Source organism: Micromonospora sp. CNZ309 (genome assembly GCF_002846525.1).
In genome coordinates, this window is sequence record NZ_PJNG01000001.1 from 3,486,175 (window position 1) to 3,507,951 (window position 21,777).

Here is a 21,777-nt window from a genome sequence, read left to right on the forward strand (position 1 = left end):
CGGCCGTGCCGGGTGGCAGACTCGGCGGATGGGTGAGCAGCGGACGTACGACGTCGTCCTGTTCGGGGCGACCGGCTTCACCGGCGGGTTGACCGCCGAGTACCTGGCCCGCAACGCCCCGCCGGGGCTGCGCTGGGCGCTCGCCGGGCGCAACCCGGACAGGCTGGCCGCCGTACGGGACCGGCTGGTCGCGATCGACCCGGAGCTGGCCGGGTTGCCCCTGCTCACCGCCGACGTCACCGACGCGGAGTCGCTGCGGGCGGTGGCCGAGAGCGCCCGGGTGGTGGCCACCACCGTCGGCCCGTACGTGCACCACGGGGAGCCGCTGGTCGCCGCCTGCGCCCGCGCCGGCACCGACTACCTCGACATCACCGGCGAGCCCGAGTTCGTCGACCTGATGTACGTGCGCCACCACGCCGAGGCCGAGCGCACCGGGGCGCGCCTGGTGCACGCCTGCGGGTTCGACTCGATCCCGCACGACCTGGGCGTCTGGTTCACGCTCAAGCACCTGCCGGACGACGTGCCGATCACCGTCGACGGCTTCGTCCGGGCGGGCGGGCGGTTCTCCGCCGGCACGTACCACTCGGCGCTCACCGCCTTCTCCCGTACCGCCGAGGCGTCCCGGGCGGCCCGCGAGCGGCGGCAGGTCGAGCCGCGGCCGACCGGGCGGCGGGTACGCGCGGTGCCCGGCCGCCTCGCCCGCTCGAAGGAGCTGGGCATGTGGACGGTGCCGCTGCCGACCATCGACCCGCAGGTGGTCCGCCGCTCCGCCGCCGCCCGCCCGGAGTACGGGCCCGACTTCCGCTACCGGCACTTCGCGGCCGTCAAGCGGCTGCCCACGGTGCTGGCCGGCGGGGTCGGGCTGGGCGGGCTGGTGGCCCTGGTGAAGCTGCCGCCGACCCGGCGCTGGCTGCTCGGCCGGCTCGCCTCCGGGCAGGGGCCGACGCCGCAGCAGCGGGCGAAGTCCTGGTTCCGGGTCCGGTTCGTCGGCACCGGCGGCGGGCGGCGGGTGCTGACCGAGGTGGCCGGCGGCGACCCGGGCTACGACGAGACGGCGAAGATGCTCGCCGAGTCGGCGCTCTGCCTGGCCGGCGACGACCTGCCCGCCACGGCGGGCCAGGTCACCCCGGTGACGGCGATGGGCGACGCGCTGCTGGACCGGCTGGTCCACGCGGGCCTGACCTTCCGGGTGTTGGACACTCCGGCCTGAACGGGGCCCGCGTCGGCGGTTGACCCTCGACCAGGTGGAGACGACAGGATCACCGTCGTGGAGAGCGACCTGCGCAGCATCGGCGAGCTGGCCCGCGCCAGCGGGCTGACCGTGAGCGCCCTGCGGTTCTACGACTCGGCTGGGGTGCTGGCCCCGGCCCTGGTCGACCCGGTGACCGGCTACCGCTGGTACACGGGCGACCAGGTGGCGCCGGCCCGCCTGGTGGCCGGGCTGCGCCGGATCGGCATGCCGGTCGCCGAGATCGCCGTCGCGGTGCGCGCCGAGCCGGCACAGGTGCACCGCCTGCTCGACGCGCACCTGCGCCGGCTGGAGGACGGCCTCGCCGACGCCCGCCGTGAGCTCTCCCGGATCCGTACGCTGATCGATCCCGAGGAGATCCCGATGACCACCCGACTCCTGCTGTCCCCCCTCGACCTGGCCGCCGCCGTGGACGCGGTCCGCTTCGCCGTCGGCACCGACCCCGAGCTGCCGGTGCTCGGCGGCGTGCTGATCGAATCCGACGCCGACGGCGTACGGCTGGTGACGACCGACCGGCACCGGCTGGCGGTGGCGCGGGCGCGCGCCCGGGTCGACGGGCCGGCGGTGCGGGTGCTCGCCCCGGTCGCCCTCGTCGACGAGGCGCGGGCCCTGCTGGACACCGCCGCCGCCGTCAAAGACCCCGCCGCCGAGGCGGTGCTGACGGTGGCCGACGGCACGATCTCGGTCACCGTCGCCGGCCGCGCCGTGGACGCCGCCGCCCTGCCGTACGACTTCCCCGACCACCGCCGCCTGCTCCGCTCGGCGGCCGACGACGGGCCGACGCACCGGCTGACGATCGACGCCGACGCCCTGCGGGCGGCCCTGACCAGCGCCGACGCCCCCGTCGTCACCCGCCGGCACGACGGCGTCCCGCTCGCGGTGACCGTGCTCGGCCCGGACGGCCGGGGCGGCGTACGGCTGCTCGGGGCGGACGAGCTGACCGGGGACGCGTTGCGGGTCGGGGTCAACGGCGGCTACCTGCTCCAGGCGCTCGACGCGGCCGGCCGGGGCCAGCTGCTGCTGGAACTGGACGGCCCGATCGCCCCGCTGGCCGTACGCCGGCCGGACGACGTCGACGCGTTCTCCGTCCTGATGCCCATCCGGCTCTGACCGCCGCGTCCGGCGGGAGCCCGGTCTCCACGTGCCCGCCGTCCGGCGCGGGTCGTGGAGACCGGGCCGGGGCGCGGCCGGGCCGCGACGGTAGCATCGGTGGGTCCACCCGACGTCCGGACGGAGCGTACGGAGCAGCATGCTCGACATGGAGTTGATCCGGAAGGATCGCGAGGCGGTGGCGACCGCGCTGGCGAAGCGACTGGATCCCGCCGAGGTCAACCGCGCCCTGGACGAGATCCAGCGGCTCGACCAGGAACGCCGCGCCCTGATCAGTGGCATCGACGGCGAGCGGCAGCGCCGCAAGGCCGAGGCGCGCGCCTACGCGGCGGCGAAGCGCGCCGGCACCGAGCCGGAGGTCTCCGCGCCGGAGGCGGGCCGCAAGCAGCTCGCCGAGCTGGAGTCCGAGCTGGACGAGGTGCAGGCGCGGCTGCGCACCGTGATGAGCGAGCTGCCCAACCTGCCGGCCGACGACGTGGTGCCGGGCGGCAAGGAGGCCAACCGGGTCGTCCGGACCTTCGGCGAGCCGCCGGCGATCGAGAAGATCCGCGACCACGTCGAGCTGAGCCGGATGCTGGGCCTGGTCGACCACGAGCGCGGGGTCAAGCTCGGCGGCTCCGGCTTCTGGATGTACACCGGCATGGGCGCCCGGCTGGAGTGGGCGCTGCTGAACTTCTTCGTCGACGAGCACATCCGGGCCGGCTACGAGTTCCTGCTCCCGCCGCACCTGCTGCTGGACACCGCCGGGTTCGCCGCCGGGCAGTTCCCCAAGTTCTACGACGACGTCTACCACCTGGACCGGGAGTCCGCCCCGCGCGGGCAGTTCCTGCTGCCCACCTCGGAGACGGCGATCCTCGGGGCCTACCAGGACGAGATCCTGGAGACGGCGAAGCTGCCGCTGAAGGCGTTCGCGTACACCCCGTGCTACCGGCGCGAGGCTGCCGGCTCGCACTCCGACGAGCGGGGCACCGTCCGGGGCCACCAGTTCAACAAGGTGGAGATCTTCCAGTTCTGCCTGCCGGAGCAGGCCGACACCGCGCTGGAGAAGATGCTCCTGCACGCGGAGAGCCTGGTCGAGAAGCTGGGCCTGCACTACCAGCGCACCCTGCTGTCGGCCGGCGACGCCAGCGCCTCGATGAAGAAGACCCTCGACATCGAGGTGTGGATGCCGAGCACCGGCAAGTACAAGGAGGTGTCGTCGGTCTCCTGGGCCGGCGACTACCAGGCGCGCCGGGCGGCCATCCGCTACCGCGAGCCGGGCGGCAAGCAGACCCGGTTCGTGCACACCCTCAACGGGTCGGCGCTGGCCACCAGCCGCCTCTTCCCCGCCATCCTGGAGCAGTTCCAGCAGCCCGACGGCTCGGTGCTGGTGCCCGAGGTCCTCCAGGCCCGCCTGGGCACCGACCGCCTGACCCCCCGCTGACCCGCCGGCCTCACCCCCGCCCCCGCTCAGGGGGCGGGGGTGAGGCGCAGCGCGAGTTCGGGGCAGACCTTGACCGCCTTGCGGGCGCCGTCGCGCAGCCACGTCGGCACGGGAGTGGGCGGGAAGGCGGGGTAGCCGTTGCCGTCGAGCCGGATGAAGTCCGGCACGACGTGCGCGCACAGCCCGTGCCCGTCGCAGCGGGACCAGTCGAGGGTGAGCCGCTGCGGGTCCGCGTCGGGCGCGCCGGGCAGCCCCATCACCGCCCTGACCCGCCGGCCGCAGCCCTCGCCGGTGGTGTGCAGCCGCAGGTCCTCGGCGAACACCTCCATCGCGGAGAGCGCGAAGCGGGCCGTACCGTCGGGGTGGCTGCACGCCCCGCGACCCTTCACGTCGCCGGCGGCGGCGCGGACCACCTCCACCGGGGCGCTGCCGGCGACCGCCAGGTCGACGGCGCGGGCCAGGTCGGGCAGGCCCATCCGGCACGGTCCGCACTGCCCCGCGGACTCGCCGGCCAGGTAGCGCACCACCTGGGCGGCCTCGCCGAGCGGGCAGGTGTCCGCGCCGAGCGGGACGACGATGCCGGCGCCGAGGGTGCCGCCCACGGCGGCCAGCCCCTTGCGGGAGATCTCCGCCCGGTCGGCGGCCTCCCGGGTGATCCACCTGCCGTGGTAGCCGCCCGTCAGGACGCCCGGGCCGTCGGGCACCTCGCACAGGTCGAGGATCTCCCGCAGCGCGGTGCCGGCCGCGCACTCCACCACCGCCGGTCGGCCCGCCGCGCCGGTGACGGTGAGCAGCACGGTGCCGGGCTCGTCGTCGGTGCCGAGCGCCGCGTACTCGTACGGGCCGAGGCGGGCGGCGACCGCGAGCTGGGCGTACGTCTCAGCGTTGGAGAGCAGGGTGGGCAGGGCGCCGACGCCGGAGTCGCTGGAGCGCCGCTTGGTGCCCGGCGGAATGTGCGGCAGGCCGTTGATGCCGTTGACCAGGGCGCCGCCCTCGCCGGAGATGAACCGGTGCGGCACCGTGACGATGCTGGTGGGCACCGGCATCCGGCGTTCCTCCAGCGCCTCGGTCAGGGAGGCGCGGCCCACCCCGTCGTCGGCCACCCCCACGACGATCTCGTCGGCGGCCAGCGCGTACGCGGCCAGCGCGGCGCCGTCGAGGATCAGGTGCGGGGCCCGGGTGAGCAGCACCTTGTCCTTCCAGCTCGCCGGCTCGCCCTCGGTGGCGTTGACCACCACCACCGCCGGGAGGTCCCGCCGTTCGCAGGACTCCAGCACCGCGCGGAGCTTGCGCGCGAACGGAAAGCCCGCGCCCCCCTTGCCCTTGAGCTGGACGCCCTCGGCGAGCCGGAGCAGGGTGGCCGGTTCCATCGGCCCGACCGGCCCGTGCACCTCCTCGTGGGCGGGCAGGTCGAGCCGGCCGTACTCGGCGAAGCCGGCGGTGAGCCGGGGCTCGCCGACGCACGCCACCGGGGGCACGGTCGTCCGGATCACTTCGCCTCGCCCCGCAGCCCCGCCCAGTACGCCCCGTCGACCGCGTCGGCGTTGACCCGGCGGCGGCGCGCCGACCGGCTCTCGCCGGCTGCCCGGCGCGCCCGCCGGGAGGCGAGGTCGACCAGGGTGGGGGTGTCGTCGGCCGGCAGCGGGACCTCCTCGGGGACGTACCGGACCGGGGGCCGCCAGTAGTCCGGTTCGAGGTCCAGGTCGTCCTCGGCGCTATGCCGCCCGCCGCCGCTGCGCGGCGCCGCCGAGACCGAGGCGGAGGAGACCGGCCCGGCCGAGACCGGCTCCGCCGAGACCGGGTCGCCGGACTGCCAGCGCCGGGGGCTGTCCCAGGGCTCCTCGGGCTCCTCCCGGCGGCGGGGCGGCGCGGGGTGGGGCCGCTCCGCGTCCCGCTCGGCCCGGTCGCGGCGGGCGGACTCCTCGGCGTACCGGCGGCCGGCCGGGCCGTCCTCCCCGCGTCGGCGGCGTCCGGTGGGCGCGGGTTCCTCGGCGTACCGGCGACCGGCCGGAGCGGGGGCCTCCTCCCGGCGCCGGGCGGCCGGGGCGGTCTCCTCCCGGCGCCGTCCGGCCGGGACGGGGGCCTCGCGACGGCGGGGGCGGGCCGGGTCGCGGAGCGTGCCGGGCTCGGGCACGACCGGCACGGTGAACCGGTCGGGGTCGCGGCGCCGCGCGACGGGGGCGGGCCAGGAGCCGGCCACCGTGGCGCCGGCCCAGGTGCCCGCGCGCCCGTCCGGCTTCGCCGCCCGGTCGGCGCGTCGGGTCAGGCCCCGCACCAGCGACCGGCCCGGGGCGTCCTCCGCCGGTCGGCCGGCCAGGGCCCGGTTCATCGCGGCGGCCTGGTGCTGCTCGCGGCGGCGCCGGCCGAGGCTGACGGAGAGGCGCACCAGCAGCGCCAGCACGACCAGCAGCACGCAGGCGAGGTAGCTCAGCACCACCCAGGGCTTCGCGGGCCGCCCGGCGTTGAGGCCGTGCACGATGGCGAACGGCCAGGAGAGGTACGCGGCGGAGTGCAGCGTGCGCCAGAGCCACTTCGGACCGACCCCGGCGAAGCGGGCCCGGACGATCCCGGTCCAGAGCACGCTCACCATCAGCAGCGCGGCCACCGTGCCGAGGCCGACGTAGAGGCCCCGCCCGCCGACGAAGGGGACCACCGCGTCGGTGCCCGCCGCACGGCCGGTGGCGATCTTCGTGAGCACGTGGAGGACCAGCCCGGCGACGCCGAGGATGCCGGTGGCCCGGTGCGCGGACTGGAGCAGCACCCGGTGGCGGATCAGCAGCACCAGCCGGTCGGTCGCGAGCAGCCCCATCATCACGGTGAGGCTCAGCGCCACCAGGGCGACGACGCCCGCGAAGAACTCCGTGAAGAAGAAGCCGTACGCGTACGCCGTCGAGCCGACGCCGGTCAGCATGGCGGCGGCCCACAGCGCGGCGAGCGCGGACGCGGACAGCAGGACCACCGCGGACCGGGACGGGGTGCGGGCCCCCCGGCTGGTGCTGCTGATCCGGACGGTGGGCGGCTTCTGGTTCCGTTGTGCCCGGGCCATCTGCTCCTCGATCGTCTCGCGGCGGCGCACCACCGGCCGGCCCTGTTCGCCATCGAGTACGGATCGGCGCGGCGGGCGGATCACCGCCGCGCGGAAATTCCTCGCACCGGCGTGGAAGCGGCAGGCCCGCGTCGACCTCCAGAGGGCTGTGGCACTGATGCTCGGTCGGCAACCGGCGCACCGTCGGATGGCCGGGATCGGCACCGGGGCGACCGGTGGGCCGCAATGCCGAGTCGTGCTCCCTGACAGCGATGGTGACGATGGACATCCTCGCCGGGCGCATGGAGTTGCGGTCAGTGTGTCCGGGTCTGCCAGACCGGATGCTGGGGCTCGTCGTTGTGCACGATGATGTCGACGTGATCGGTCGGGCGGACGGTAGCGAAGTAGAGCTGCTGGGAGGGGATGTAACGCTCGCGCCAGCGCCGTTCGACTTCGGCCCGTGACGACACCCGGCGTTCTCGGATCACAGCACGATCAACGGTCTTCTCGAGCGCGGTCGACACGAAGATGCGCAGATCCCACCGATCAATCAGTTCCGGGCGCATGAGGAAGACGCCGTCGAAGAGCAGCACGGCGTCGGCGGAAGCAGTCGTGACCGGCGGGGACAGCACGGTGTCCGCTGTGCGGTCGTAGACCGCGTACTGGAAGCGTCGATCTCCGCCCGGGCCGAGCGGATCCAGCAGGACCCGGCTCAGCGCGTCGTAGTCGTGGGTGTCGAAGTAGCAGCCTTCGGCCGAGTACTCGCCGCGCGGATAGCGCTGTGCCCGGGGGAAGAGGAAATCGTCGATCGTGGCGCGGATGACGTCGCGGCCCTGGGCGCGCAGGACGACGGCCAGCTCGTCGGCGAGCGTGGTCTTACCTGTCGCGGGCGGTCCGTCGACGGCAACCCGCGTCGGGTGTGCGACGGTGACGGCACCGACTGCCTCAGCCAGGCGTCCGAGCAACTCGTCGCGGTTGCCTTGGTCCATCTCCTGCCCCCTCCCAGTCTGTAGTCAGCGACCACCGCAGACCCCGGGCCCATGGCGACGCGGGCGCGGGCACGGCCGATCGGCACGCGAATGGAAAGGTCTGCGGGATCAGGATGCGGGCACGGGCCCGCCCGAGGAACTGCCCCGCGCTCCCTGGATGGTGAGATACCCTTCTTCGCCGTTGAGGACCTGGGTGAATTGCGCGTCCACGACTTCGATGCGGATTGCCAGTTGCTCGTGCAGTGCCAGTAGTTCATCGGCGATGAAGTCAACTATGCGATCGACGTCGCTACCGCGATCGCCGACGAGCAGGACGCTGACGCTGCCGGAGGCGACCCACATCCCCCCTTCCTCCCGGATCCAGATGTAGCCGAAGTCAGGCCAGGGGTAGTAGCTGTCGATGACGGGACCTCGCGGCCGCTTAGTGGGGTCGACCAGCACGAAGACATGACCCTCCCTGCCCTCGAACCCCAACGCCACGACCGTGACGTTTCGGACCTTGAATTCTCCCTGCAACGTTTCCGTCCCCTGTTCCGAAGCGGATCGGTGGCGGTCGCCGTCGCGACGGCCGCCGGAACCGGAACCGGAGCCGGCCACCCGCCGAGCGGCCGGCACCCGACCCCCCCCCGGCCCTCGGACAGGTTACGACGTCGTCACCGCCGGGCACAGCGAGCCGGATCAGGCATCCACACATGCCCATGCATTGACAGCGCTTGCAACGCGCTTGTAACCTTTCGGAAATTTTCAATCCGTCCTGCAAGATCCCGGCACCGCCGGGCCCTCCCCCGGCGTCGCCACCGCCCCGTCCCCCACACCCCGGTCAAGGAGTCCTCCCATGCAGAGACGTCGACGGTTGTCGGCGATCGTCGCCCTCGGCGTGATCGCCGGCCTGGTCGTCCCCACCGCCGCTACGGCACCCCCGGCCGCCGCGGCCCCGGCAGGCGGCAAGAAGGTCATCGCCAACCTGTTCGAGTGGAACTGGCCCTCGGTGGCGAACGAGTGCCGCACCACCCTCGGCCCGAAGGGCTACGGGTGGGTGCAGGTCTCACCGCCCCAGGAGCACGTCCGGGGCTCGCAGTGGTGGCTGGCCTACCAGCCCGTCAGCTACCGCATCGAGTCCCGCAAGGGCACCCGCGCCCAGTTCAAGTCCATGGTCGACACGTGCCACTCGGCCGGCGTGAAGGTGGTCGTCGACGCGGTCGTCAACCACATGTCGGGGCAGGACAACGGCGGCACCGGCTGGGCCGGCTCGTCGTACGGGCACTACAACTACCCCGGGATCTACCAGACGCAGGACTTCCACCACTGCGGTCGCAACGGCGGCGACGACATCGCCAACTACAACGACCGATGGGAGGTGCAGAACTGCGAGCTGGTCAACCTCGCCGACCTGAAGACCGAGTCCGACTACGTCCGTACGAAGATCGCCGGCTACCTCAACGACCTGCTCTCGCTCGGCGTCGACGGCTTCCGGATGGACGCCAGCAAGCACATGCCGGCCGCCGACATCGCCGCCATCAAGGGCAAGCTGTCGCGCTCGGCGTACATGGTGCAGGAGGTGATCCACGGCGCTGGTGAGCCGATCCAGCCGGGCGAGTACACCGGCAACGGCGACGTGCACGAGTTCCGCTACGGCAAGGACCTGGCCCGGGTCTTCCGCTCCGAGAAGCTGGCCTACCTGCGCAACTTCGGCGAGGGCTGGGGGCACCTGCCCAGCGCCTCGGCGGCCGTCTTCGTGGACAACCACGACACCCAGCGCGACGTCGGCGGGGTGCTGACCTACCGCGACCGGGGCATCTACGCGCTGGCCAACGCGTTCATGCTCGCCTGGCCGTACGGCTCCCCGACGGTGATGTCGAGCTACACCTACAGCCAGCGCGACCAGGGCCCGCCCTCGGACAGCTCCGGGCGGACCCTCAACGCCACCTGCTACTCCGGCTGGGAGTGCGAGCACCGCTGGCCGGTCATCGCCAACATGGTCGGCTTCCGCAACGCCACCGAGGGCGCCGGCGTCGTCAACTGGTACGACAACGGCAACAACCACATCGCCTTCGGCCGGGCCGGCAAGGGCTTCGTCACGATCAACGACGAGGACTACGCGGTCAACGGTCGGTCGTACCAGAGCGGGCTGCCAGCCGGCCGCTACTGCGACGTCATCCACGGCACCTTCAGCAACGGCACGTGCAGCGGACCGGTGATCACCGTGGACGGCAGCGGCTGGTTCGCCGCGAACGTGCCGGCCCACGACGCGATCGCCATCCACGTGGGCGCCCGGCTGAGCTGAGCGTCCCGCACGTCACGACCCCGTCCCGGCCGACATTCCGGCCGGGACGGGGTTTCGCCGTTCCACACCCGTTACAGTTAGTTTGTGCGTTTTGACCGAATGAACCGGCGGCACGTCCGGGCGCTGGCCGCCGTCGGCGTACCCCTGCTCCTGCTGGCGGCCGGGGCGACGGGCTGGGCGCTGACCCCCGGGGCCACGCCCACCGCGCCGCCGGTGGCCGGGCCACCCGCGTCCCCAACCCGTGCGGCCCCGACCAGCGCGGCGCCGACGCCCGAGCGGGTGCCCGTCGCCGCGCCCGCGCCGGACGACCTGCCGGTGGTCGACTACGGCCCCGCGCCCACCGGCTTCCCGGCCGACCCGGACACCCTGGACACCACGCCCCTGACCGAGGGCCTGCACCCGACCCGCCGCATCGCGGCCTACACCGCACCCGGTGGCCGGCCGCTGGCCTTCCTCGACCCCACCATCAGCGGCGTCGAGCTGACCATGCCGATCGCCCAGCGGCGCACCGGCTGGGTGGCGGTGCTGCTCCCCTCGGCCAACCGCACACTCGCCTGGCTGCCGCCCGGCGGCCACACCACCGTGGCGCTGCGCGACCAGATCGTGATCGAACGCAAGGCGCACCGCCTCACCTGGCACCGCGCCGGTCGGGCCGTGCGCAGCTGGGAGGTCAGCCTCGGCCAGCGCGGCCAGGAGACGCCGCTGGGCCGGACCTTCATCCTGGGCCGCACGCCACCGCCGCAGAGCGTGTACGGGGGCGTCGACATCTTCGCCCTCGGCTCTGTGCCCGACGACCCGGACTCGGTGCCGGCGGGCCTGCGCGGGGCGCACATCGGCATCCACAGCTGGTACCACGACGGCGAGCTGGGGAAGAAGACCACCAACGGCTGCATCCGGCTCACGAAGAGCGGGCAGCGGGAGTTGCTGGCTGAGGTACGCCCCGGCACCGAGGTGGTCGTGGTCGACGAGCTGCCCGCCCCGCCCCCGACGGCCTGACCGACCGCGATCCCGAGGACGGACACGGGCCGGCCTTGCGCCGACGGGCCAGACTGGGGCGCACCGTCACCCAGGAGGCACCGTGCGTCACCCGTCCCGCTTTCTCCGACACCTCGGCGTGACCGCAGCCGCCGTCACGGCCATGATCACGCTCATGCCACAGGCGGCCGTCGCCGCGGTCGTCCTCGACGACGGCGTCGTGCTCCAGTCCACCACCGGCGCCGACCATCTCGTCACCGCCGACCGGCCCGCCTGGGCGGCAGCGGCCGTCCACTCGAGCTCGAACTACAACATCAGCCTCTTCGACCAGTGGGGTGGATGGCTCACCTCCAGTTACGGCTACGGCTTCAACCGGTCGGAATTCGTCGCCGTCAACTCGCACCTGTCGCCCCTGGCGTCGTACGAGGCCCGCACCAGCACGAGCTACGGACCCGCCGTCGCCCACACGCAGTGGCGGCAGTCCCACACCACGACGACGCTGCCGTACCCGGCCAACGACGGGGTGACCGGCCCGTCCGATCCGGATCTGGCCTTCGCCGCGCTGGGCAGCACCCAGGTGGTCAGCATCTCGGACATCCACCTCAAGGCCGGCGACGCGTTCTGGGTCGACACCGCCCCCGACACGCTGTTCTTCCTGCTGGAGAGCAACCCCTACGACAGCGCGACCCGGCTGCGCAACCGGCATCAGCACGCCACGGCCGGCGTGGTGCGTACCGCCCAGGGCTGCACGCTCTACCGTGCGAACCACAGCGGCGTCCACGGCCTGCTGATGGTCGCGGACGCCGCGCCGGTGGCCACCACCCCGCCGGGCGGAACGGCGGTCGCCCTGCACCGGTACGACCCCGCCCGCCCCTACACCTGCCCGCAGCGCAACTTCCCCGGCCCCACGCCCCCGGGCGTCTGACCGGCCGGCGGCCCCTGTGCGGGTGTTCCGATCGGCGCACCCGCACAGGGCTTCCGCTGCCCGTCACGGACGGGTCCGGTCAGAACTGCTCGACCCAGTACGGGCTGACGTCCATCCAGCCGTTGGCGCCCGCGCCGTGCTTCCGGCCGCTGCTGGCGGTGCTCAGGGTGTACCAGGCGTCCACGAAGTCCGGGTCGTCGGTGTACCAGGAGGTGGGGATGGCGTCCAGGATCGCGTTGACCAGCGGGGTGTACGCGCCACCGTCCACGATCACCAGCAGGGCGCCCGCGATCGCCTTGACCAGGGACGAGTAGTTGGTGTCCCCGTCGTCCTCCATCATGACCACGTCGGCCAGGTTGTACTTGTACGACGAGAAGTGCACCAGCAACTGGTTCGGGTAGTAGGTGGTGCCGTCGTGGTCCAGGTACGGCATCTGCACGAGGTCGACCTTGACCTTGCCGTCCAGCCCGAACCCGGCCACCAGGTTGTAGATCTCGGCGTCCCCCTTGATCCAGGGCTCCTCGTCGTCGCTCAGCCGGACGGCGTTGACCTTGGTGGCCCAGTAGCCGGCCGAGGCGCCCACCCCGGAGGTGCGGGTTGCGGGTCGCGCCGGAGCCGCCCGGTCGATGCCCCGCGCGCCCAACTCCTGGCGCATCAGCGCCAGTCCCGCCGTGAGCGCCCGCTCGGTGTCCACGTCGACCACGAGCACCGGCCGCTGCGGCACCCGTGCGGCGTCCAGCACCACCGTGGCACCGGAGCGGTCGTACGCCCGCACACTCGGCGCCGAGTCGTCGGTCGGGACGGCGGCCACCAGCGGCGCCTCGCCTCGGGCCAGCGCCGCGCGCATGTCCGGGTGGGCCAGCCGCAACCGCAACAACGAACCCGTGCCGCCCGGCAGGCCCTTGGCGACCAGCAGCCGCTGGTTGGCGACGCGCAGGTCGCCGGCGAGCCGGGCGTCGACGCCGGCGGCGAGCAGGTCGACCGGGCCACTCGCCGCAGCGACGCCCAACCGGGTCAGCTCCGCCCGATCGGTGACCGCCACCTGGCGGGCCACGCCGTCGGTGATGGCGAACACGGGGCTGGCGACCGCCGGTGCAGGTGCGGGGTGGTCGGGCCGGGCGTATGCCGGGGCGGCGACCGCCGCGACCAGGGTGCTGGTCGCGATGCCGAGGGACAGGACGGCGTGGCGGAAGGTACGTCGGTTCACATGGACTCCTCTGCGTCTCCCGGCCATCGGCTCGTGGCGGTGACCAAGAGATTGACGACGACAACCACATAGATATACGTCCATCGGGGAGCCGTCAACGTCGCCGTGAACAGTTGACTACGTACCGCAGCTCAGACAGCCACGAACCGGACCGGCTCGCCGAGCACTGTGGCGGCCCGGTCCAGATCCGCCAGGCGAACAGCCTCCGCGCCCTACCGGTCGGGCGCCCGGTCGGCGGACTCGACGTCGACCGGCACGAGCTGGCGCGGCAGGGGCTGCTGTGGCCGACCGGCCAGCTTGCGCCACAGGAACTCCAGCGTCAGCGCCCAGACGAAGGCGCGCTGCTCGTTGTTCGCCGCCGCGCCGTGCCCGCCCTCGACGTTCTCGTAGTAGGACACGTCGTGCCCGTGCTCGCGCAGCCGGGCCGCCATCTTGCGGGCGTGCCCCGGGTGCACCCGGTCGTCGCGGGTCGAGGTGACGAGCAGGACCGGCGGGTACGTCCGGTCGCCGTCGACGTTGTGGTACGGCGAGTACCGGCGCAGGAACTCCCAGTCGGCCGGCACGTCCGGGTCGCCGTACTCGGCCATCCACGACGCGCCCGCCAGCATCCGGTGGTAGCGCCGCATGTCCAGCACCGGCACGTGCGCGACGACCGCCCCGAACAGCGCCGGCTGTCGGGTCAGCATCACCCCCATCAGGAGACCGCCGTTGCTGCCGCCCTCGACGCCGAGCAGTTCCGGCGTGGTGACGCCCCGGGTCACCAGGTCGGCCGCCACCGCCGCGAAGTCCTCGTACGCCCGGGGCCGGTTCTCCCGCAGCGCGGCCCGGTGCCACCCGGGGCCGTACTCCCCGCCGCCCCGGATGTTCGCCACCACGTAGGTGCCGCCCCGGGCCAGCCAGCCCCGCCCGATGACCCCGCTGTAGTGCGGGGTCAGGGGAATCTCGAAGCCGCCGTAGCCGGTGAGCAGCGTCGGAGCGGCGGGCGCGTCCGGGTCCCCCACCACGAAGTACGGCACCCGCGTGCCGTCGGCCGAGGCGGCGAAGAACTGCCGTACCGCCAGGCCGTCCGCGTCGAAGGACGCCGGGGCCCGCCTGAGCGTCTCGACCGCGCCGCCGACCTGCCCGAGGCGCAGCGTCGCCGGCTGGAGGAACCCCTCCGAGGCGAGCAGGTAGGCGTCGTCGTTGTCCGGGTCGGTGTCCACGACCTCGCTGTGGTCGAACTCCGGCACCCCGGGCAGGGGCTCCCGCCGCCAGCCCTCCCCGTCGGGCGTCAGCACCTCCAGCCGGCTCCGCACGTCGACGAGGGTGGCCAGGATCAGCCGGTCACGGGTCCAGAAGTGGCCGCTGAGCGCCGTACGGTCGTCGGGGCGGAAGAGCACCGCCATCTCCCGCCCACCGGCGAGGAACGCGTCGAACCGGATCGCCAACAGGGCGCCCGCGGGGTGGGTCACCCCACCGACCGCCCACGGCGAGCGCGGCCGGACCAGCAGCCACTCCCGGTGCACGTCCCACTCGGCGTCCTCCGGCACGGCGATCGGGATCCGCTCGCCCGTCGCGGTCAGCAGATGTCGCTCGGATCGGAAGAAGTCCAGCCGGCGGCCCACGAAGTCGCGCTCGAAGCCGGGCGTCGGGTCGTGCGAGGCCCAGACGGCGACGTCGTCGGCGTGCCCCTCGTGGACGATCTCGGCCTCGGCCAGCGGCGTGCCCCGCCGCCACCGCTTGACCACCCGGGGATAGCCCGAGGAGGTCAGCGAGCCGGGCCCGAAGTCGGTGGCGACGTAGACGTGCTCGGCGTCGATCCAGCCCACGTCGCTCTTCGCCTCGGGCAGCGTGAAGCCGTCCTCGACGAAGACGCGGCGGTCGAGGTCGAACTCGCGTACCACGACCGCGTCGCCCCCGCCCCGGGAGAGGCTGACCAGGCAGCGCCCGTAGCCCGGCCGCAGCACCGTCGCCCCGCTCCAGACCCAGTTCTCGCCCTCCTCGGCGGCCAGCGCGTCCAGGTCGAGCAGCACGTCCCACTCCGGCTCAGGCCGGCGGTACTGCTCGAGCGTCGTGCGCCGCCAGATGCCGCGCGGGTGCGCCGCGTCGGTCCAGAAGTTGTAGTAGAGGTGGTCCCCGCGCCAACCGGGGTAGGGAATGCGGTCGTCCGCGTCGAGCACCTGCCGGAGCTCGGCCCGCAGGGCCGCGAACCCCTCTCCGCCGGTCAGGGCCGCCACGGTCTCCGCGTTGCGGTCCCGCACCCACCGCGCGGCGTCCGCGCCGTCAAGGTCTTCCAGCCAGAGGTACGGGTCGTCGGTCTCCACGGTCAGCCTCGCCACCCCGCCACTATCCCCGACGGGAGGCCTACGCCCGAGCCGGGGCACCTGTCGGCATGGCGACGACCACCCGGCTCACCGCCACCCTGGCCGCCGTGCGCACCGGTGGGGTCGGCTTCACGGCTGGGTGTGTCGCTCGGCGGCGTCGAACGCGGGCGCGAGCGGGGCCAGCGCCGCGCGGAGCTGGTCGGCCAGTGAGCCGGAGGGCACGACCAGCACTCCGGCGGCGAGACTCTCGGCGGCGTCCGTGCCCCCGGCCGGCCGGAGCCAGCCTTCCAGCGCGATGCGAACCGCCGCGGCCACGCTTGCCGCGAGGACGCGGGCCGTGTGCGCTTCGGCGTGGTCCAGGCGTTCGGCGATCACCGCCGTGAGAGGGCGCTCGATGCCGGCGGCGGTGTCGAGGAACGCCTCGCGCAGCGCGGTCTGGGTGGTGATCAGCAGCAGCGCCTTGTGTTCGCGCTCGCCGGTGTCCGTGTACTGCTCGACCACTGCCTGGGTGACGGCGTCAGCCAGGCGCATTCCTGCGGGCCGGGCCGCGACCGCCGCCGCGATGCGCGCCTCCCGGTCCGCGGTGACGGCGGAGACGATGGCCTGCTCGCGGCTGGCGAAGTAGTTGTTGTAGGTGCGCGGCGAGACCCCGGCCGCCTCGGCGATGTCCTCGACCCGCACCTGGTCCGGCCCGCGCTCCTCGGCCAGGCGCAGGGCCGCCTCGCGTAGCGCCTCACGCGTGGCCTGCTTCTTCCGCTCCCGCAGCCCTGGTGGCTTCGTCACGGTGCCAGCGTCCCACGCAGGACTGCACGCGCTCAAGTTGCGCACACGCAAACTTGCGTGCACGCACTTTTGCTGCCAGTCTCGACCCGACCGGAACCGACAGGAAGGGCGCCACCATGCGAGCAAGAGGGATGACCTACGACACCGGATTCGTCGTGCACGGCCAGCTCGCCCGCGAGCACCTCGACCCTGCGGTGGTCCGGCGCGAACTCGCCATCATCCGCGACGATCTGCACTGCGACGCGGTCCAGATCATCGGCGGCGACCCGGATCGACTGGAACTGGCCGCCCGTGCCGCCGCCGAGCTCGGCCTGGAGGTCTGGTTCTCGCCCTATCCGCTGGAGCTGGACCCGGAGCAGATCCTCGTGCTCTTCCGCGACTGCGCCGAGCGGGCGGAACGGCTCCGGCAGCGGGGGGCCACGGTCGTGTTCGTCGCCGGGGTCGAGCTGAGCGTGATGAACCGCGGGTTCCTGTCCGGAGAGAGCCCCGAGGAGCGGGTCGAGCAGCTGATGAGCCGACCCGAGCGGCGGGCCGGAGCGATACGCGAGCTCGGCGTGCGCATCAACGCATTCCTCCGCGAGGCCGCGGCCACGGTCCGCGCGCGCTTCCAGGGCAGACTCACCTACGCAGCCATCCAGTTCGAGCAGGTCGACTGGGCTCCCTTCGACATCGTGACGTTCGAGCTGATCCGCTCCGCCGAGGTCGCCGACCGGTTCCGGGACGCGGTGCGCACCCTCGCCCAAGGCCCGAAACCGCTCGCCGTCACCGGCTTCGGCACCGCGGCCTACCGCGGCGCGGGAGACCGCGGCGGGCGGGTGCTGGAAGTGGTCGAGTACGACCCGGAGACCAGGGCTCCCGTGCGGCTCAACGGCACGTACGAGCGTGACGAGGCCGGCCAGGCCACCTACCTGAGCGAACTGCTGGAGATCTTCGAGACCGAGGGCGTGGACAGCGCGTTCGTGTTCCTGTTCGCCCTGCCCGGCTACCCGTACCGCCCGGACGGCGACCCCAGGTACGACCTGGACCGGGCCAGCCTGGGCATCGTCAAACTCCTCGAAGGGCGCCGGGGACAGACCTACCCCGACATGGAATGGGAACCCAAGGCCGCCTTCACCGCAGTGGCGCAGCGGTACCGGAGGGGATGGCGGCATGCACGTGACCGTCGCGGGTAGTACGCGTACATGAGGGCGAGTTTCCGGCTCGGCCGGATCGCGGGCGTACCGGTCGGGGTCAACTGGAGCGTCCTGGTCATCTTCGCGCTGATCGCCTGGGGGCTGTCGGCCAACCAGTTCCCCCGGGCCTACCCGGACCGGCCCGTCGCCGCGTACGTCCTGGCGGGGCTCGCGGCGGCGGTGGTCTTCTTCCTCGGCCTGCTCGCCCACGAGATCTCGCACGCGATCGTCGCGAAACGCAACGGGCTGGAGGTCGGCGGGATCACCCTCTGGCTCTTCGGTGGGGTGGCCGAGCTGCGCGGCGAGGCGCGCGACCCGGGCGCGGAGCTGCGCATCGCCGGCGTCGGCCCGCTGGTGAGCCTGCTGATCGGGCTCTTCTTCGGCGCGATCGCGGTGGTGCTCGCCATGGCCGGCGTGGAGGGGCTGCTGCTGGGCTCGCTGGCCTGGCTGGCCGGCATCAACGTGCTGCTGGCGGTCTTCAACGCGCTGCCGGCCGCCCCGCTCGACGGTGGGCGGCTGCTGCGGGCGGCGGTCTGGAAGGCGACCGGCGACCGGACGAAGGCGTCGGTGGTCGCCGCCCGGGCCGGCTGGGTGCTCGGCGCGGTGCTGATCGGCCTGGGGCTGTGGCAGTTCCTGGCCGGCGTCGGCTTCGGCGGGCTCTGGCTCGCCCTGATCGGCTGGTTCCTCATCGGCGCCGCCGGCATGGAGGAGCGGCAGGCCCGGATGGGCAGCGCGCTGGAGGGCGTCCGGGTGGCCGACGTGATGACGCCGCAGCCGCAGACCGCGTCGGGGCAGATGACGGTGGGCGACTTCGTCGACCACTACCTCTTCGCGTACCGGCACACGGCGCTGCCGCTGACCGAGGACGACCGCCCCGTCGGCCTGGTCACCCTCGACCGGGTACGCGGCATCCCCGCGGAGCGCCGGGCCGCCACCACCCTGGCCGAGGTCGCCTGCCGCGCCGACGAGCTGGTGCTCGCCCGGCCGGACGAGCCGCTCAACGAGCTGCTCCCCCGGCTCAGTGAGTGCGCCGACGGGCGGGCGCTGGTGGTCTCCGACGGGCGGCTCGTCGGGATCGTGTCGCCGAGCGACATCAGCCGGGCCGTGCAGCGCGGCAGCCTCCGGGAGCAGATGCAGGGCAGCCGGCCCGGCCGCTAGTCGCGGGGAAGGTAGCGGTCGAGCAGGTCGGTGCGGAACGTGCCGGCCGGGTCCAGCCGGCGCGCCAGGTCGAGGAAGTCGGCGTACCGGGGCCAGGCCGCGGCGACCGCCGCCGGGGTGAGGTCGAAGAGCTTCCCCCAGTGCGGGCGCGGCGCGAACGGCACGAGCCGCTCCTCCACCGCCGCCACCACGGGCAGCACCGCCGCCGCGTCGGCGGTCCAGGTGAAGTGGATGGCGAGGCTGTCCCGCCCGTGGTTCGGGCTGAGCCACAGCCCGTCGCCGGCCACCGTCCGCAGCTCGCACACCTGGAGCACCGGCGCGATCAGGCGCGCCACCGGGTCCAGCGCGGCCAACGCCGCCGCCGCCGAGGCGCGCGGCACGTGGTACTCCGACTGCAACTCGTCCCCGCTGCTGGGGGTGAACCCGAGCCGGAAGTGCGGCAGCCGTTCGTGCCACGGGCCCGGCTCGCCGAGCTGCGGGGTGCAGTTGCGCGCCGGCATGCCGGGCACCGGGTGCCGTTGCCCGTCGGCCGGCGTCGTGTCGAGCCAGTCCGCCGGCAGGGGGGCCGCGTCCGCGCGCTGCTTGACCCACACCTCCCGCAGCCGCGACGAGCGCCAGTCGGTGAAGACGCTGACGCTGTACGCCGAGGCGAGCGCCGCGTCCAACGCCGGGCGGGGCAGGCCGAGGCGGACGTACTGGCGGATGTCGAAGGTCGGCACCACGTCCAGGGTGACCCGGGTGACGACGCCCAGCGCGCCCAACGAGACGACCATCCCGGCGAAGGTGTCCCCGTCGGCCGCCCGGTCCACGCTCAGCAGGTCGCCGTCGGCGGTGACCAGTTCCAGCCCGGCGACCGCGCTGGCCAGGTTGCCGATCGTCTCGCCCGAGCCGTGGGTGCCGGTGGCGATCGCGCCGGCTACCGAGATGTGCGGCAGCGAGGCCAGGTTGGCCAGCGCGTACCCGCGCCCGTGCAGCCAGGACGCGAGGTCCCCGTACCGCATGGCGGCCGGCACCGTGACAGCCCGGCGGTCCGGGTCGAGCGCGACGGTCCCGGGCAGCCCGGCCAGCGAGACGAGGTCGCCGGTGGTGTCGCCGAGGCGGTTGAACGAGTGCCCCGTGCCCACGACGCGGAGGCGTTCGCTGCCCGCCACCAGCCGGCGCAGCTCGTCGAGGGAGGAGGGCGCGTGGTGGCGGCGGGCGGCGTAGCGGACGTTGCCCGCCCAGTTGCGCCGCGGCACGGACCCGGCGGCGGTCACGGGACGCGGCGGCGGTCGGCGGGCCGCTCGTCGTTTGGCGCGCCGCCGAGCGCGTCGACGAAGCGGTCCCCGGCGTGCCGGGTGAGCGCCGCCGCCACCTCGGCGGCCTCCTCCCGGACCCGGGCCAGGTCCAGCAGCTCCACCGCAGCCCGGCCGTCGACCGGATGGCGCGCGTCGGCCGGGAGCCCGGCCAGCATGCCCGGTACGGGCACCAGCAGCAGTCGCGGCGTGGCCGGCAGCCCCTCCCGGACCGACGGGCGGGCCAGCGCCAGCGCCTCGACCTCCGTCCACGCGATCGTGCGGCGCAGCCCCGGGCGGCGGACGGTCAGGCCGTCGACGCCGATGACGAACCGGAACGGACGCAGCAGGCCCGCCAGCACGCTCCCGCCCAGCAGTACGGCGCCACCGGCGACCAGCCGGCGCAGCAGCGCGTGTTCCCCCGGCAGCGTCAGCAGCACCCCGCCGCTGAGCACACAGACCAGGGGCAGCACCAGCGCCCCCCGGGTGCGGTGCAGTTCCACGTCGTACCCCCGTTCGACACCACGGTCGTCGGCACGCATCATCCGACGAGCACCGGCGGGGCGGAACCGGTCGATCGGGCACGGTTACCCCGCCGGGATTCGGGGAACGCCGCGACGATGAGCACGTACCGCGATCCCGCCGCCCGAGAAGACATCGCCTGCCGCCGCGCGCAGAGCGGCCCCGACGGCCCGGGGAGCCTGACGCAGAGCGGCCCCATCGGCCCGGTGTCTCCGGGCGGGGCGTACGCGGCGGGCACCACGCCCGGTCCCCGGCCGGTCCCGGCGCCCCCGCCCACGCCGCGCCCGGTGCCGCACCCGGGGCCGGCGCCCCGGCCGGGCGGCGCCTGACGCCCGGACGCCGCCCCTGAGCGGGTGAGCGCAGCCGGGCCCTTCCGCCGGCTCAGAGCTGCACGAACCGTTCCCACCGGCTCAGAGCTGGGGCTTCACCTCGGCCGCGACCAGCTCCAGGTGGTCGAGGTCGGCCAGGTCGAGCACCTGGAGGTAGAGCCGCTCGCTGCCGATCTCGGCGTACCGGCCGATCTTGTCGACGACCTCGGCGGGGGTCCCCGCGAGGCCGTTCTCGCGCAGTTCGTCCGGTTCCCGGCCGATCGCGGCAGCCCGCCGGGCCACCTCGGCGTCGTCGCGCCCGCAGCAGAGCACGAGGGCGTTTGACCAGCACAGCTCGCCCGCGTCCCGGCCGACCTCCGCGCAGGCGGCCCGGACCCGGTCGAACTGTGCGACGGAGTCCGCCACCGACGCGAACGGCAGGTTGAACTCGTCGGCGTACCGGGCGGCCAGGCGCGGCGTACGCTTCGGGCCCATACCGCCGAGCAGGATCGGCGGGCGCGGATCCTGCACCGGCTTCGGCAGCGCCGGCGAGTCGCTGACCGGGTAGTACTTCCCGGCGAAGTCGAACCTCTCGCCGGGCGGCGTCGCCCAGAGCCCCGTGACGACCGCGAGCTGCTCGGCCAACCGGTCGAAGCGCTCCCCCAGCGACGGGAACGGGATCCCGTACGCGGTGTGCTCCTCGGCGTACCAGCCGGTGCCGATGCCCAGCTCCACCCGGCCGCCGCTCATCTGGTCGACCTGGGCGACGGTGATGGCCAGCGGGCCCGGCAGCCGGAACGTGGCAGCCGTCATCAGCGTGCCCAGCCGGATCCGCCGGGTGTCCCGGGCCAGGCCGGCGAGGGTCGTCCACGCGTCCGTCGGGCCGGGGTCTCCGCTCACCGCGCCCATCTTCAGGTAGTGGTCGGAACGGAAGAAGGCGCCGTAGCCGGTCTCCTCCGCGCACCGGGCCACGGCGAGCAGGTCGTCGTACGTGGCGCCCTGCTGGGGTTCGGTGAAGATCCGCAATTCCATGCTTCGAGCATAGGGAGCCGGCCGGGCCCGCGCGCCGA

At 73.9% G+C, this 21,777-nt stretch carries 18 protein-coding genes; 8 read left to right on the forward strand and 10 right to left on the reverse strand.

What is annotated here, in order from left to right; translation table 11 throughout:
* Positions 1-28 precede the first annotated feature (28 nt).
* The 3 genes from CLT72_RS14205 to serS all read left to right on the forward strand — a co-directional run bounded on the left by CLT72_RS14205 (position 29) and on the right by serS (position 3,782).
* Complete coding sequence (locus CLT72_RS14205; protein WP_101412263.1) at positions 29-1,210, forward strand: saccharopine dehydrogenase NADP-binding domain-containing protein; 1,182 nt, start codon at positions 29-31, stop codon at positions 1,208-1,210.
* Between the two features lie 69 nt (positions 1,211-1,279).
* The gene (locus CLT72_RS14210; RefSeq protein WP_101415156.1) at positions 1,280-2,359 is read left to right on the forward strand and encodes a DNA polymerase III subunit beta family protein; all 1,080 of its coding nucleotides are present in this window, start codon (positions 1,280-1,282) and stop codon (positions 2,357-2,359) included.
* A gap of 139 nt (positions 2,360-2,498) precedes the next feature.
* The gene (serS, locus tag CLT72_RS14215; protein ID WP_101412265.1) at positions 2,499-3,782 is read left to right on the forward strand and encodes a serine--tRNA ligase; all 1,284 of its coding nucleotides are present in this window, start codon (positions 2,499-2,501) and stop codon (positions 3,780-3,782) included.
* Positions 3,783-3,808: 26 nt separating this feature from the next.
* Here serS and CLT72_RS14220 read toward each other — a convergent pair whose 3' ends face one another.
* From CLT72_RS14220 to CLT72_RS14235, 4 genes are all read right to left on the reverse strand, one after another.
* Entirely contained in the window at positions 3,809-5,275 is a 1,467-nt protein-coding gene (locus CLT72_RS14220; RefSeq protein WP_101412267.1) for an NADH-ubiquinone oxidoreductase-F iron-sulfur binding region domain-containing protein, read from the reverse strand.
* Complete coding sequence (locus CLT72_RS14225) at positions 5,272-6,861, reverse strand: ferric reductase-like transmembrane domain-containing protein (RefSeq protein ID WP_486484261.1); 1,590 nt, start codon at positions 6,859-6,861, stop codon at positions 5,272-5,274. Before CLT72_RS14225 ends, CLT72_RS14220 begins: the two co-directional genes overlap by 4 nt.
* A gap of 260 nt (positions 6,862-7,121) precedes the next feature.
* Complete coding sequence (locus CLT72_RS14230) at positions 7,122-7,796, reverse strand: cytidylate kinase family protein (RefSeq protein WP_101412269.1); 675 nt, start codon at positions 7,794-7,796, stop codon at positions 7,122-7,124.
* 108 nt (positions 7,797-7,904) lie between these two features.
* Positions 7,905-8,393, reverse strand: coding sequence for a hypothetical protein (locus CLT72_RS14235; RefSeq protein WP_144082251.1), 489 nt, complete (start codon positions 8,391-8,393; stop codon positions 7,905-7,907).
* A 238-nt stretch (positions 8,394-8,631) separates the two neighbouring features.
* On the opposite strand from CLT72_RS14235, the gene CLT72_RS14240 reads away from it, so the two are divergent.
* From CLT72_RS14240 to CLT72_RS14250, 3 genes are all read left to right on the forward strand, one after another.
* On the forward strand, positions 8,632-10,080 hold the full coding sequence (locus tag CLT72_RS14240; protein ID WP_101412273.1) for an alpha-amylase: 1,449 nt from the start codon (positions 8,632-8,634) through the stop codon (positions 10,078-10,080).
* Between the two features lie 84 nt (positions 10,081-10,164).
* Positions 10,165-11,076, forward strand: a complete 912-nt coding sequence (locus CLT72_RS14245) for a L,D-transpeptidase (RefSeq protein WP_358167776.1) — start codon at positions 10,165-10,167, stop codon at positions 11,074-11,076.
* A gap of 154 nt (positions 11,077-11,230) precedes the next feature.
* The gene (locus CLT72_RS14250; RefSeq protein ID WP_144082252.1) at positions 11,231-11,980 is read left to right on the forward strand and encodes a hypothetical protein; all 750 of its coding nucleotides are present in this window, start codon (positions 11,231-11,233) and stop codon (positions 11,978-11,980) included.
* A 79-nt stretch (positions 11,981-12,059) separates the two neighbouring features.
* Here CLT72_RS14250 and CLT72_RS14255 read toward each other — a convergent pair whose 3' ends face one another.
* The 3 genes from CLT72_RS14255 to CLT72_RS14265 all read right to left on the reverse strand — a co-directional run bounded on the left by CLT72_RS14255 (position 12,060) and on the right by CLT72_RS14265 (position 16,273).
* Positions 12,060-13,187 (reverse strand): DUF3103 family protein, encoded by a 1,128-nt coding sequence (locus CLT72_RS14255; RefSeq protein ID WP_486484262.1) that lies wholly within the window; start codon positions 13,185-13,187, stop codon positions 12,060-12,062.
* A gap of 212 nt (positions 13,188-13,399) precedes the next feature.
* A complete protein-coding gene (locus CLT72_RS14260; RefSeq protein WP_250101987.1) occupies positions 13,400-15,505 on the reverse strand; it encodes a prolyl oligopeptidase family serine peptidase in 2,106 nt (701 codons plus the stop codon).
* A 114-nt stretch (positions 15,506-15,619) separates the two neighbouring features.
* Entirely contained in the window at positions 15,620-16,273 is a 654-nt protein-coding gene (locus tag CLT72_RS14265; protein ID WP_101412280.1) for a TetR/AcrR family transcriptional regulator, read from the reverse strand.
* 131 nt (positions 16,274-16,404) lie between these two features.
* Between CLT72_RS14265 and CLT72_RS14270 the strand changes: the two genes are divergently transcribed.
* The gene (locus CLT72_RS14270) at positions 16,405-17,445 is read left to right on the forward strand and encodes a glycoside hydrolase family 113 protein (protein WP_101412282.1); all 1,041 of its coding nucleotides are present in this window, start codon (positions 16,405-16,407) and stop codon (positions 17,443-17,445) included.
* A 9-nt stretch (positions 17,446-17,454) separates the two neighbouring features.
* The gene (locus tag CLT72_RS14275) at positions 17,455-18,603 is read left to right on the forward strand and encodes a site-2 protease family protein (protein ID WP_101412284.1); all 1,149 of its coding nucleotides are present in this window, start codon (positions 17,455-17,457) and stop codon (positions 18,601-18,603) included.
* Here CLT72_RS14275 and CLT72_RS14280 read toward each other — a convergent pair.
* From CLT72_RS14280 to CLT72_RS14290, 3 genes are all read right to left on the reverse strand, one after another.
* Positions 18,600-19,841: an FAD-binding protein gene (locus CLT72_RS14280; RefSeq protein ID WP_101415159.1), complete on the reverse strand. Its 1,242-nt coding sequence runs from the start codon at positions 19,839-19,841 to the stop codon at positions 18,600-18,602. The genes CLT72_RS14275 and CLT72_RS14280 overlap by 4 nt on opposite strands.
* Before the next feature lie 14 nt (positions 19,842-19,855).
* A complete protein-coding gene (locus tag CLT72_RS14285) occupies positions 19,856-20,422 on the reverse strand; it encodes a hypothetical protein (protein WP_101412286.1) in 567 nt (188 codons plus the stop codon).
* 387 nt (positions 20,423-20,809) lie between these two features.
* The gene (locus CLT72_RS14290) at positions 20,810-21,739 is read right to left on the reverse strand and encodes an LLM class F420-dependent oxidoreductase (protein ID WP_088998979.1); all 930 of its coding nucleotides are present in this window, start codon (positions 21,737-21,739) and stop codon (positions 20,810-20,812) included.
* Positions 21,740-21,777 lie beyond the last annotated feature (38 nt).